The organism is Methylosinus sporium, assembly GCF_003113265.1.
Lineage (GTDB): Bacteria > Pseudomonadota > Alphaproteobacteria > Rhizobiales > Beijerinckiaceae > Methylosinus > Methylosinus sporium.
On sequence record NZ_PUIV01000020.1, the window covers coordinates 52,817 to 65,079 of the forward strand.

A 12,263-nucleotide genomic window follows, 5' to 3' on the forward strand; every position below is an offset into this window, starting at 1 on the left:
CGGAGAGCGGCTATGCGTAACGACCTCGTCAAGCCTCGGTCCCAGGTCGACTCGTCTTTTCCCCAGAAAATGGACGAGGCCCAGCTATGGCGTGAGCCCCCGCGCGAGAGCGATTTCGTCGATAAGCGGCGCGAGAGTCTGCTGCCGGTGATCGCGGCGATCATCGCCATCGTCTTCGGCGCCATGGCGCTCATCGGAATGCGCGAAAGGATCGTGCGCGTCCTCCCCGTCGCGACGGCGCTCTATTCGGCCATGGGACTGAAGGTCGATGCGATCGGGCTCGATCTGCGCGGCGTCACTTCCAAGATCGTCACCGAAGGCCAACGCAAAGTGCTGACCGTCGAGGGCGAGATCGTCAATCTGCGGCGCTCCGCCAATCGCGTGCCGCCCATGGCGCTGGCCGTGCGCGGAGCCGACGGCCGCGAGCGCTACGCCTGGACCGCCGCCGCGCCCAAGATGCGGCTCTCGCCGGGCGAGAGCGTCCAATTTCGCGCCCGTCTCGCCTCGCCGCCCGCCGACGGCGCCGATGTGCTGGTGCGTTTCGCCGGCCTCGACGAGACGGAAAAATCGGTGCGATAGACGACGAAATTCCCTTGGCGCGCGAAATGGCCTAAGTAGGCTCCATGCCGCCATCCATGCCGCCGCACGCGCCTCTCCTCTTCGTCAACGCCCGCCTCGTCGATCCCGCCTCCGGCGTGGAGACGCGCGGGGGGCTTCTCGTCCTCGACGGCCGGATCGCCGATCTCGGCCCCGCTCTGATCGCGCAGGCTGCCCCGCAAGGCGCGCGCATTGTCGACTGCGCGGGCGATGTGCTCGCGCCCGGCCTCGTCGACATGCAGGCCTTTGTCGGCGAGCCAGGGGCCGAGCATCGCGAGACCATCGCCACCGCGACTGCGGCGGCCGCGGCGGGCGGCGTCACCACCATCGTCGCTGCGCCCGGCACCTCGCCGCCCGTGGACGATCCGGCGGTCGTCGATTTCGTGCTGCGCCGGGCGCGCGACACCGGCCGGGTGCGCGTGCTGCCGCTGGCGGCGCTCACCAAGGGGCGCGAAGGTAGGGAAATTTCCGAATTCGGCCTGCTGCGCGAGGCTGGAGCGATCGCCTTTTGCGACGGCAAGCGCTCGCTGCGCAACGCTCAGACGATGCGCCGCGCGCTGACCTACGCGCGCGATTTCGACGCGCTGGTCATCCATTTTCCGGAGGATCGCGATCTCGTCGGCGAGGGCGTGATGAACGAGGGCGAATTGGCGATGCGCCTCGGCCTCGCCGGCGTCCCCCGAGAGGCGGAGGCGATCATCGTCGATCGCGATCTGCGTCTCGTCCAGCTGACGGGTGCGCGCTACCACGCCTCCATCGTCGCCAACGGCCTGTCGCTGGCGGCGCTGGAGGAGGCCAAGGCCCGCGGCCTGTCGGTCACTTGCGGGACAACCATCAATCATCTGACTCTCAACGAGAACGACATCGGCGACTATCGCACCTTCCTGAAGCTGCGGCCGCCGCTGCGCCATGAGGACGAGCGACGCCTTCTGGTCGAGGCGGTGGCGAACGGGCTCATCGACGTGATCGTCTCCGATCACGATCCGCAGGACGTGGAAATGAAGCGTATGCCCTTCGCCGAGGCCGAGGCCGGCGCCGTCGGCCTCGAGACCATGCTGGCGGCGGGACTGCGGCTCGTCCATTCGGGCGATGTTCCGCTGCCGACGCTGCTGCGGGCCATGTCGACGCGGCCGGCCGAAATTCTGCGCCTCGAGCAGGGTCGCCTCGCCAAAGGCGCGCCGGCCGATCTCATCCGTTTCGATCCCGATGAGCCCTTCGTGGTCGATCCGGCCGAATTGCATTCCCGCTGCAAGAACACGCCCTTCGATACGGCGCGGCTGCAAGGCCGGGTGAAATCCACCTTCGTCGCGGGACAATCTGTCTTCGAGAGGCGCAGCGACTAGAGCTCGGCTTTGGCGAATATGGCGATTTACGGCCGGGTTTCGGACAAAAACGGGAAAAACAGGCAATTCGAATGTGAATCTTTGAAATAGGTACGTAGGTTAACTCCCCGTAACTTCCACGAACCGAAGGCGGGGCGTTGGCTCTGATTCTGCGTTCGTCCACCCGCGACGCGCCGCCTTCGACGAGACAATCGCCCGAGCGGCCGGGCCGGAAGTGGAAGAGAAACGATGCTTGGTTCCCGAATTTCCCTCGTCGCGCTGATGGTCGCCGCGGCGCCTGCGTTGCAGGCGCACGCTCAGGAGACCCTGCCCGACATCGACATTGTCGCGACATCGCCGGAGGCGGGCGCGGGGATCGAAAAGTCGAAGATTTCCACCAATCCGATCACCATCTCGCGCAAGGATCTGGACCGCGATCACGCGCTCACCCTCACCGAGACGCTGGCGCGGCGCAACGCCTCGATCAACATCAACGAGGTGGCCGGCAATCCCTTCCAGCCGGATGTGACCTATCGCGGCTTCTCGGCCTCGCCGGTGTCCGGCACGCCGCAGGGCCTCGCCATCTATCAGGACGGCGTGCGCATCAACGAGGCCTTCGGCGACGCCGTCAATTGGGATCTGATCCCCACCGTCGCCATCGCCAATGGCGACATCGTCAGCGGCAATCCGCTGTTCGGCCTCAATGCGATCGGCGGCGCGCTGACGCTCGAGATGAAGAACGGCTTCACCTGGCAGGGTTTCGAGGCCGACGGCCGCGGCGGCTCCTATGGGCGCCGCGTCGGCACGCTGCAATATGGCAAGCAGATCGACAATTGGGCCGCTTATTTCGCCTTCGAGGGCATTGGCGACGGCGGCTGGCGTCAGCGCTCGGGCTCCTCTGTGCTGCGCGGCTTCGCCGATCTCGGCTATAAGGGCGACAAGACCGAGTTTCATTTGAACTTCACCGGCGCAGGCACGCGGCTCGGCAACGCGGCGGCGACGCCCGTCGACCTTTTGAACAATGGCGGCTACGGCTCCGTCTTCACGACGCCGCAGACAACCAATAACGACCTCGCCTTCGTGAATTTCAAAGGCGCCTATGAGGCGACGAACCATCTGAAGTTCAACGGCAACGCCTATTTCCGGCAGTTCCGGCAGGAGCATGTCGACGGCAATCTCGCCGATGTCGAGACCTGCAGTTCGCGAGCCTTCATCTGTCAGGACAATGATCCGTTCCTGGTCAATGTGCCGACCAACGCCCAGCGACGCTTGCGGGACGTCTCCGGCAATCTCATTCCCGCCTCGGTCCTCGCCGGCGGCGTGCCCGCGAGCGTGGACAAGACGAAGACCGATTCGCGCTCTTTCGGTTTCGCGCTGCAGGGGACTTATGACGAGGCGATCTTCGGCTTCAAGAACAAGCTCGTCGTCGGCGGCTCGCATGATCGCCAGCATGTCGACTTCCGCGGCTATTCCGAGCTCGGCGTGCTGCAGCCCGATCTCTCCGTCGCATCGACCGGGCTCGTCTATCAGAACGCCGTTCCCGAGGGCGGCTTCCAGCCGGTGAGCGTCGGCGGCCGCAATTTCTATTGGGGCGTCTATGCGCTCGACACGCTGGATGTGACCGACAAGCTCACCGTCACCGCCGGCCTGCGCTTCAACAGCGCCGATATCGCGCTCTTCGACCATCGCGGCGTCTCGCTGAATAGCAACGCGGTCTATCAGCGGGTCAATCCGGTCGCGGGCCTCACCTATAATTTCCTGCCCGAATTCACCGTCTACGGCAATTACTCGGAAGCCAATCGCGCACCGACGGCGCTGGAGAACGGCTGCTCGGATCGCCTGCATCCCTGCATGATCGATGGTTTCCTCGTCTCCGATCCGCCGCTGAAGCAGGTGGTGGCGCGCACCTGGGAAGTCGGCTTTCGCGGCTATCACCCCATCGGCCCCGACAATGGCCGTCTCGACTATCACGCGGGACTCTTCCGCACCGAGAGCACGGACGACATTCTCGCGCTGCCTTCCGACGTGATCCAGGGCCGCGGCTATTACGCCAATGTCGGGCAGACGCGCCGGCAGGGCGTGGAAGCCGGCGCCACATGGCGCAATGATTTCCTGGCCCTCTACGCCGATTACGCGCTCATCGACGCCACCTTCCGCAATTCGATGACGTTGAACTCCGGCGACAATCCCTACGCCGATGAAAATGGCCAGATTCATGTGCGTCCGGGCAATGTGCTGCCGGGAATTCCGCGCCATCGCGTCAAGCTGGGTTTCGATTACAATATCACGCCGGAGTGGAAATTCGGTCTCGATTATGTCTTCACGAGCGGCGTGCATCTGGCGGGCGACGAGGCAAATCTCGACAAGACGCTGCCGTCCTGGGGCATCGTCAATCTGAAGACCTCCTACAAGATCATGGATAATGTCGAGGTCTATGCCCTCGTGCAGAATTTGTTCGATCGGCGCTACTATACTTTCGGCACATATTTCGAAAGCGGCGCGTTGGCGGGCTTCAGCAATCCGCGCACTGTCGGCCCCGGCGCGCCGCTCGCGGCCTATGGCGGCGTCAAGGTCAGATTTTGAGCCTAAGGCTATGATCTAGCGAGGCGATATTCTTTATCGGAGGGGGAGGCGGCGATCAGCGGCGCCTCCCCTATGTTCATTGGCGACCCGCCCGAATCACGAACGCACTTGAAGAAAGGCGGCAACCGCCTTAAAGGCTCGCGCGCGCGGGACGCGAGGCGCGCCGCAACCGGGAACGAGAACGCATGGCCAAGGAAAAATTCTCACGCACGAAGCCGCATTGCAACATCGGCACGATCGGTCACGTGGACCATGGCAAGACGTCGCTGACGGCGGCGATCACCAAGGTTCTGGCCGAGTCGGGCGGCGCGACCTTCACGGCCTATGACCAGATCGACAAGGCCCCGGAAGAGCGCGCGCGCGGCATCACCATCTCGACGGCGCATGTCGAGTATGAGACGACCAATCGCCACTACGCCCACGTCGACTGCCCCGGCCACGCCGATTATGTGAAGAACATGATAACCGGCGCCGCGCAGATGGACGGCGCCATCCTCGTCGTCTCCGCCGCCGACGGCCCGATGCCGCAGACCCGCGAGCACATCCTGCTCGCCCGCCAGGTCGGCGTGCCGGCGCTCGTCGTGTTCCTGAACAAGGTCGACATGGTCGACGATCCCGAGCTGCTCGAGCTCGTCGAGCTCGAGGTCCGCGAGCTTTTGTCGAAATACGAGTTCCCCGGCGACGACATTCCGATCACCAAGGGTTCGGCCCTGGCGGCGCTCGAGAACAAGACGCCCGAGATCGGCCATGACGCGATCCTGAAGCTGATGCAGACGGTCGACGAATATATCCCGCAGCCGGAGCGTCCGAAGGATCAGCCCTTCCTGATGCCGGTCGAGGACGTGTTCTCGATCTCGGGCCGCGGCACGGTGGTGACGGGCCGCGTCGAGCGCGGCATTGTCAAGGTCGGCGAGGAAGTCGAGATCGTCGGCATTCGCCCGACGGTGAAGACGACCGTGACCGGCGTCGAAATGTTCCGCAAGCTGCTCGATCAGGGCGAGGCGGGCGACAATATCGGCGCGCTGCTGCGCGGCACCAAGCGCGAGGACGTGGAGCGCGGCCAGGTTCTGTCGAAGCCGGGCTCGGTGAAGCCGCACACCAAGTTCAAGGCGGAAGCCTATATTCTGACGAAGGAAGAAGGCGGCCGTCATACGCCGTTCTTCACCAACTATCGTCCGCAGTTCTACTTCCGCACGACGGATGTGACCGGCATTGTGACGCTGCCCGAGGGCGTGGAGATGGTGATGCCGGGCGATAATGTGGCGATGGAGGTGAACCTCATCGTTCCGATCGCCATGGAGGAGAAGCTGCGCTTCGCCATCCGCGAAGGCGGCCGCACCGTCGGCGCCGGCGTCGTCGCCTCGATCATCGAGTGATTGGAACGAGTGCGCCGTCGCGACGGCCGCACATTCGTTTGCGTTTGCGCAAGTGCGAAACATCGCACTTGCGCCCGGCGCCGGCGTCGTCGCCTCGATCATCGAATATGGGCATTCGTCTGGGCGAGCGCGACACGTCGCACTCGCCATGCTTCATCGTGAGCCGAACCCGAGGACGTAAAATGACAGGACCGCGAGCCGGAGGGCTCGCGGTCCGCGTTCATTCGGCTCGGTTCGTTCTGGGGTCAGGCCGCGAGCTGCTCCTCGAGGAGGATCGCCGGGAGGCGCGCATCCTCGGCGGCCTCGGTCTCGTCCTGGCTCGAATGCAGCATCACCTCGAGCGCGGCGGCGACGGCGGAAATGCCGATTTCGCGATAGAGGCGGGCGAGCAGATCATGCGGGCGGTCGGCGGATTGCGTTTCGCTGAAATCGGAGGCGACGAGATTCGACATGGCGGTGACTCTTCTACTGACGGGGGCGGGACGCTCGAGAAATTTCACGCATTTGATTTAAAGTCTCCCTTACCCCGGTAAACTATTCGTAAAATCGCGGAGGCCGCCGCGCCTTTTTCCCGATCGCGCAATGGGTGAGCGCCGCCGCGATCGATGCTATGATGGCCGCCATGCTGCGCCATATTCCAGAAGAGCCAGTCTCCAACGCCGCGGTCTGGTGTCGACGCCTCGCGGTTTTCGCTCTGCCGGTGGCGGCGATCGCCGTGATTCTCGCGCGCTCCAATGCGGTGGAGCCGCAGGCGTCGCTCGCCGTGCTCGGCGGCGCGATCGTCGTGGCGCTCATCGCTCTGCTGCTGTTTTTCGCCGCCTGCGTCGTCATCTGGCAGGAGGGCCGGCGCGGATTGGGCGCGGCGCTGGGCGGCGCCTTTCTCGCCGCTTTGACGCTCTCCTATCCGGCCTATCTCGCCGTTCAGGCCGTGCGCCTGCCGGTGCTGTCTGATGTGTCGACCGACACCGCCGATCCGCCGCGTTTTTCCGCGTCCCGGGCGGCGGTGGCGGCGCGCGCCGGCTTCACGCCCGCCGGTTTCGACGCCGATCAGGCCGAGCGGCAGAGGGACGGCTATCCGGACATAGAGCCGATCGTCGTCGATCTCGAGCCGGACGAGGCCTATCAGCTGGTTTTGGAGACGGCCCAGAGCCGCGGCTGGCGGGTCATCGACCAGCGTCCGCCGGGCGGGCGCTCGGGCGTCGGCCATCTCGATTTTCTCGATCGAGACCTCGTCATGGGTTTCGCCGACGACATAGCCGTGCGGCTACGTCCGCTCGCCGGCCAGACCCGCATAGACGTGCGCTCCGCCTCCCGCTACGGACGCCACGACTTCGGCGCCAATGCGAAGCGCATCCGGCAATTCGCGGAGGAATTGCAGGCGGGGCTGAATGAGAAATGAGCGAGTAGCGAATTGAACCGGGACGCCGCTATTCACCGCTCTTGAAATATCGCGCCTCCAATGTCGCCGGCCCCTCGCAGCGGGCGAGGCCGCGTTCGATCATATCCTCGAGATGCGCGAAGACGGAGAACGCCGCCGCCTTTTGGAGCCGCGCGTCGAAACCCTCGTAAATGCGTGCGACCATGACGGCGATCGTCTCGTCGCCGGCCTCCAGCCGCTCGAGAATGGCCGCCTCGCGCTGTTGGCGATGCTGGCGCAAGGCGCGCAAATAGCGTTGCGGCTCCTTCACCGGGCCGCCATGAGCCGGCCAATAGAGACGATCGTCGCGCCGGCGCAGCTTTTCCAGCGAGGCGAAATATTCGCTCATCGAGCCGTCCGGCGGCGCGATGACCGTGGTCGCCCAGCCCATCACATGATCGCCGGTGAAGAGCGTCGCCTCCTCGGCCAGCGCGAAGCAGAGATGGTTCGTCGTATGGCCCGGCGTCGCGACGGCCTCTATGGCGAGGCTGCCGAAGCTCAGCCGATCGCCATCGGCGAGGAGATGGTCGGGCGCATAGCTTTTGTCATGCGAGGCGTCGAGGCCTGGGCCTGTGACCGAAAGATCGGGCGGCGGCGCATAGGGCGCGCAGCCGGCGATGGTCGCGCCCGTCCTCTCCGCCAGAATGCGCGCCGCCGGCGAGTGGTCGCGATGCGTATGGGTGACGAGCAGATAGCGCAGCGTTTCGCCCGCTATGGCGGCGAGCAACGCCTCTATGTGCGAAGCGTCCGCCGGGCCGGGGTCGATGATGGCCACCTCGCCTTCGCCGAGGATGTAGCTGCAAGTGCCCGTATAGGTGAAGGCGCCGGGATTGGGCGCGACGATGCGGCGCGTCAGCCGTGAAACGCGTTGCAGCGCGCCCGGCGGAGAGTCGAAGGTGGTGAGGAAATCATCTGGGGTCATTGAAAATTGCGTCCCTTCGGAATTGCTTCGCGCGCCTTGGCGCCGCGCGATTGCTCGAGCAGGCGCAGATCGGCGCTCAGATCCTCGACCTTCTGCGCGATCACATGGACCACGCCGGATTCGTTCTGCACGCGCCCTGTGACCGCGACAAGCCGCGCGCCTATGACCTCGGGACGCTGGCGCTCGAACAGTTTCGGCCAGACGACGATATTGGCGATTCCCGTTTCGTCCTCGATCGTCATGAAGATGACGCCGCTCGCCGAGCCCGGCCGCTGCCGCACCAGCACGAGGCCGGCGACGCTCACGCGGGCGCCCTCCCTCACTCTCTGCGTGGAAGAGGGGGGCGGCCTGCGTTGTGCGAAATCTCGATGAAGCGCGGCGCCTGCTCCCTCTCCCGCTCGCGGGGGAGGGATGGGGAGGGGGCCGCCGCCGAGCGCGCTACAGGGCATGATTCCCTTCGCCTCGAGCCGTCCCCGCAGAAACGCCATCGGATGCGCCTTCAGCGATAATGACAGAAAGCGATAATCCTCCACCACCTCCGCCCCGAGCGGCATGGGCGGAAGGTTCGCGTCCTCCTCCTGCGGCGCGAAGGAGAGCGCGCGCAGCAGCGGCAGATCGTCCTTGTCGCCGGCGCGATTGAGCGCCTGCACGGCCCAGAGCGCGTCGCGGCGCGGCAGGCCGAGCGAGGCGAAGGCGCCGGCTTCCGCCAAGCGCTCCAGCGTCACCGGCTCGAGCCCGCCGCGCAGCCACAGATCGCGCACGGAATCATAGCCGGCGCCGCGCTTCGCCACGAGCCGCTTCATATCCTCTTCCCGCAGGCCGACGATCTGGCGAAAGCCGAGCCGCACATCATGCGTCGCGCGAATATCGCCGGCCATGGAGACATGGCGCGAATGCAGCGGCGTCGCCTGCGCGCGCGCCTCCAGCGCGCAATCCCAATCGGAGAAATTCACATCCACTTCATGCACGCCGACGCCATGCTCCTGCGCATCGCGCACGATCTGCGCCGGGGCGTAGAAGCCCATGGGTTGCGCGTTCAGCAAGGCGCAGCAGAATACGTCCGGGTAGCGGCATTTGAGCCAGGCGGAGGCATAGACGAGCAGGGCGAACGAGGCCGCATGACTCTCCGGGAAGCCATAGGAGCCGAAGCCTTCGATCTGCCCCCAGCAGCGCTCGGCGAATTCGCGGCTATAGCCGCGCGCCTCCATGCCGGCGAGCATTTTGGCGCGGAAGGTTCCGATCGTGCCGACGCGCTTGAAGGTCGCCATGGCGCGGCGCAGCCGGTCCGCCTCATCCGGCGTGAAGCCGCCGGCGACAATGGCGATGCGCATCGCCTGCTCCTGGAACAAAGGCACGCCGAGCGTCTTGCGCAGCACCTCCTCGAGCTCCGCCGAGGGAAAGGAGACCTCCTCCTTGCCGATGCGACGGCGCAGATAAGGATGCACCATATCGCCCTGAATGGGGCCGGGGCGCACGATCGCCACCTCTATGACGAGATCGTAGAATTCGCGTGGCTGCAGCCGCGGCAGCATGGACATTTGCGCGCGGCTCTCGATCTGGAACACGCCGATCGTGTCGGCGCGCGAGATCATGTCATAGACACTCTCCTCCTCCGCGGGGATCGACGCGAGGCGATGCACGACGCCATAGCGCTCGGCCAGCAGAGCGAGGCCCTTGCGCAGGCAGGTGAGCATTCCGAGCGCCAGCACGTCGATCTTCAATATGCGCAGAGCGTCGAGATCGTCCTTGTCCCATTCGATCGTCGTGCGGCCTTCCATGGCGGCGGGCGCGAGCGGGACGATCTCGTCGAGCCGATCGCGCGTGATGACGAAGCCGCCCGTATGCTGCGAGAGATGGCGCGGAAAGCCGGTCAGCTCGCGCGTCAATTCCAGCGCCTTGGCGAGGCGCGGCTCGCGCTCACCCTCCCTTTTAGGGGGAGGGTCGGCCGGCGAAGCGGTCCGGGGTGGGGTCATCCCCGAGACTCGGGACGTCACCCCCTCCCGATCGCCTTCGGCGCTCGACCTCCCCCCTCTAGGGGGAGGTGGTGACGCCTCTCCTTGCGCCTCTTCTCGCACGCCCGAGCCGCTCCAGACATTGTTCGAGAGTCGCGAAACGACATCGGCCGAAAGGCCGAAAGCTTTGCCGACCTCGCGAATGGCCGAGCGCGAGCGATAGGAGACGACGGTCGCGGTGAGCCCGGCGCGCTCGCGGCCATAGCGCGCGTAGATATATTGCATCACCTCCTCGCGCCGCTCATGCTCGAAATCGACGTCGATATCTGGCGGCTCGTTGCGCGCGGCGGAGACGAAGCGCTCGAAGAGGAGATCATGCTTCGTCGGATCGACTTCGGTGACGCCGAGACAGTAGCAGACGACGGAATTAGCGGCCGAGCCGCGTCCCTGCGCGAGTATGTCCTTCGAATGCGCGAAGCGGACAATGTCGTGCACGGTGAGAAAGTAAGCGGCGTAGCCGAGCTCTGCGATCAGCCGCAGCTCATGGCGTAGCAGCGCCTCGACCTGATCGGGAACGCCGCCTGGATAACGCGTCCGCGCGCCGTCTCGCGCGTAGAATTCGAGCGCCTCCTGCTCGCTGGAAAATCCCTCGCGCAGCTCACTCGGATAATTATGCGCCAGTGCGTCGAGACGGAAGGATAGGCCTTCCAGAAAGCGCGCCGTCTCCTCGATCGCCTGCGGCGCCTGCGTGAATAGTCGCGCCATTTCCGCTCCGCTCTTCAGCGAGCGCTCGGCGTTGGCGGAGAGCAGATAGCCGGCGTTGTCGAGCGTCGTCTTCTCGCGCACGCAAGCGAGAACGTCGGCGAGCGGGCGTCGCTCGGGGACATGCATGTTCGGCTCATTCACCGCGATGAGCGGCAGGCCGGTCTCGCGCGAGAGCGCGATGCGGCGGGCGAGGGCGGCGCGCATGTCGACGCCATAGAGCGCGGTCGCCGCCAGCCACATCCGCTCGTCGGCCGCAGCGAGCAGGGCAGGGGGAAGGGCCGCGCCCTCCATGAGGATGAGCTGCTGATCTTCGGCGAATTCTAAGAGATCGTCGAGGAAAAGGCGGCAATCGCCCTTCTGCGCGCGCATATTGCCACGCGTCAGCAGCCGGCAGAGACGCCCGTAAGCGGCGCGGTCCTTCGGATAGCAGAGAATATCCGGCGTCTCGTCGGCGAAGACGAGCCGCGCGCCTATGGCGAGACGAAAGCCGGGCGCTTCGGCCGCGTGCTCGCGCAGATAGGAATGAGCGCGCACGACGCCGGCGAGCGAATTGCGATCGGCCACGCCTATGCCGACATGGCCGAGCGCCATCGCTCGCGCGACCATCTCCTCGGGATGCGAGGCGCCGCGCAGGAAGGAGAAGTTCGTCGTCGTCGCGAATTCGGCGTAGCGGGGCATCGCAGGCTCGGGCGCGCATTTTGTTCACGTATTGTCCTGCATTTCCCGAGCAGGGGCAAGGGGCGCACGCGTCGCTGGCGCGCGCGTCGTGAGGCGGCGATGCACGATCGTCGTCGCAACTGTCGCAAAACTGCGACGATCAAAGACGCGTCGCCGTTTCGCGATCTGGCGAAGGCGCGCGCATTCGTGGAACCTCCGTTGCGAGCGGCGTCGCGGCCGCTGCATGAGCTCGCGACAGACGGCGCGCGGTTTCCCGGGCCGTCGCCGCCTGTCGCGAAGAAAACGTGAGCTTAAAAAATGTCGGGCTGCGGAGGGAATAAATGCAGATGAGAAAATTCCGACTGTCGATGACCGTCGGCGCGTTCGCGCTCGCGGCGAGCGGCGCCTTTGCGGATACGCTGCTCGAGCTGCAGAAGGACGCGAGGCAATGGGTGTCGCCGACGGGAGATTACGCCAATCGTCGTCATTCGGCGTTGAAGCAGATCACCACCGCGAATGTGCACAAGCTCTCTGTCGATTGGCAATTTTCGACCGGCGTTCTGCGCGGTCACGAAGGGTGCCGTCGCGGATCGTGTTGAAATTGGCTGACGCAGCTCCGAGGCAATCGAGAATATCCGATCAAGCGGCAAGATCAATGGGCTGATCGGAGGG

General features: G+C 65.4%; 9 protein-coding genes. 6 read left to right on the plus strand and 3 right to left on the minus strand.

The genetic code is table 11. The features are described 5' to 3' along the window. Positions 1 to 69: 69 nt before the first annotated feature. The 4 genes from C5689_RS12850 (at position 70) to tuf (ending at position 5,878) form a co-directional block, all read left to right on the plus strand. Positions 70 to 579 carry a hypothetical protein gene (locus C5689_RS12850; RefSeq protein WP_244594688.1) on the plus strand — a complete coding sequence of 170 codons (510 nt, stop codon included), beginning with the start codon at positions 70 to 72 and terminating at the stop codon, positions 577 to 579. 44 nt (positions 580 to 623) lie between these two features. Further along, entirely contained in the window at positions 624 to 1,940 is a 1,317-nt protein-coding gene (locus C5689_RS12855; protein ID WP_425293403.1) for a dihydroorotase, read from the plus strand. Positions 1,941 to 2,168: 228 nt separating this feature from the next. Then, positions 2,169 to 4,502 carry a TonB-dependent receptor gene (locus C5689_RS12860; protein WP_108917672.1) on the plus strand — a complete coding sequence of 778 codons (2,334 nt, stop codon included), beginning with the start codon at positions 2,169 to 2,171 and terminating at the stop codon, positions 4,500 to 4,502. Positions 4,503 to 4,687: 185 nt separating this feature from the next. Then, a complete protein-coding gene (gene tuf / locus C5689_RS12865) occupies positions 4,688 to 5,878 on the plus strand; it encodes an elongation factor Tu (RefSeq protein ID WP_108917673.1) in 1,191 nt (396 codons plus the stop codon). Between the two features lie 245 nt (positions 5,879 to 6,123). Here the strand turns inward: tuf and C5689_RS12870 are convergent, their stop codons facing one another. Then, positions 6,124 to 6,330, minus strand: coding sequence for a hypothetical protein (locus C5689_RS12870; RefSeq protein ID WP_108917674.1), 207 nt, complete (start codon positions 6,328 to 6,330; stop codon positions 6,124 to 6,126). Between the two features lie 134 nt (positions 6,331 to 6,464). Here C5689_RS12870 and C5689_RS12875 point away from each other — a divergent pair, with 134 nt between their 5' ends. Then, positions 6,465 to 7,277 carry a DUF1499 domain-containing protein gene (locus C5689_RS12875; protein WP_306432207.1) on the plus strand — a complete coding sequence of 271 codons (813 nt, stop codon included), beginning with the start codon at positions 6,465 to 6,467 and terminating at the stop codon, positions 7,275 to 7,277. Between the two features lie 28 nt (positions 7,278 to 7,305). Here the strand turns inward: C5689_RS12875 and C5689_RS12880 are convergent, their stop codons facing one another. Further along, entirely contained in the window at positions 7,306 to 8,217 is a 912-nt protein-coding gene (locus tag C5689_RS12880) for an MBL fold metallo-hydrolase (protein WP_108917675.1), read from the minus strand. Continuing rightward, the gene (gene dnaE, locus C5689_RS12885) at positions 8,214 to 11,612 is read right to left on the minus strand and encodes a DNA polymerase III subunit alpha (protein ID WP_108917676.1); all 3,399 of its coding nucleotides are present in this window, start codon (positions 11,610 to 11,612) and stop codon (positions 8,214 to 8,216) included. The genes C5689_RS12880 and dnaE overlap by 4 nt, the downstream gene beginning before the upstream one ends. 320 nt (positions 11,613 to 11,932) lie before the next feature. Between dnaE and C5689_RS12895 the strand changes: the two genes are divergently transcribed. Beyond that, the gene (locus C5689_RS12895; protein ID WP_280176411.1) at positions 11,933 to 12,190 is read left to right on the plus strand and encodes a hypothetical protein; all 258 of its coding nucleotides are present in this window, start codon (positions 11,933 to 11,935) and stop codon (positions 12,188 to 12,190) included. Positions 12,191 to 12,263 lie beyond the last annotated feature (73 nt).

Coding starts and splice junctions, on each gene's coding strand:
- tuf (WP_108917673.1), top strand. CDS start 4,688: ATGGCCAAGGAAAAATTCTCACGCACGAAGCCGCATTGCAACATCGGC.
- C5689_RS12870 (WP_108917674.1), bottom strand. CDS start 6,330: ATGTCGAATCTCGTCGCCTCCGATTTCAGCGAAACGCAATCCGCCGAC.
- C5689_RS12895 (WP_280176411.1), top strand. CDS start 11,933: ATGCAGATGAGAAAATTCCGACTGTCGATGACCGTCGGCGCGTTCGCG.
- dnaE (WP_108917676.1), bottom strand. CDS start 11,612: ATGCCCCGCTACGCCGAATTCGCGACGACGACGAACTTCTCCTTCCTG.
- C5689_RS12880 (WP_108917675.1), bottom strand. CDS start 8,217: ATGACCCCAGATGATTTCCTCACCACCTTCGACTCTCCGCCGGGCGCG.
- C5689_RS12855 (WP_425293403.1), top strand. CDS start 624: ATGCCGCCATCCATGCCGCCGCACGCGCCTCTCCTCTTCGTCAACGCC.
- C5689_RS12860 (WP_108917672.1), top strand. CDS start 2,169: ATGCTTGGTTCCCGAATTTCCCTCGTCGCGCTGATGGTCGCCGCGGCG.
- C5689_RS12850 (WP_244594688.1), top strand. CDS start 70: ATGGACGAGGCCCAGCTATGGCGTGAGCCCCCGCGCGAGAGCGATTTC.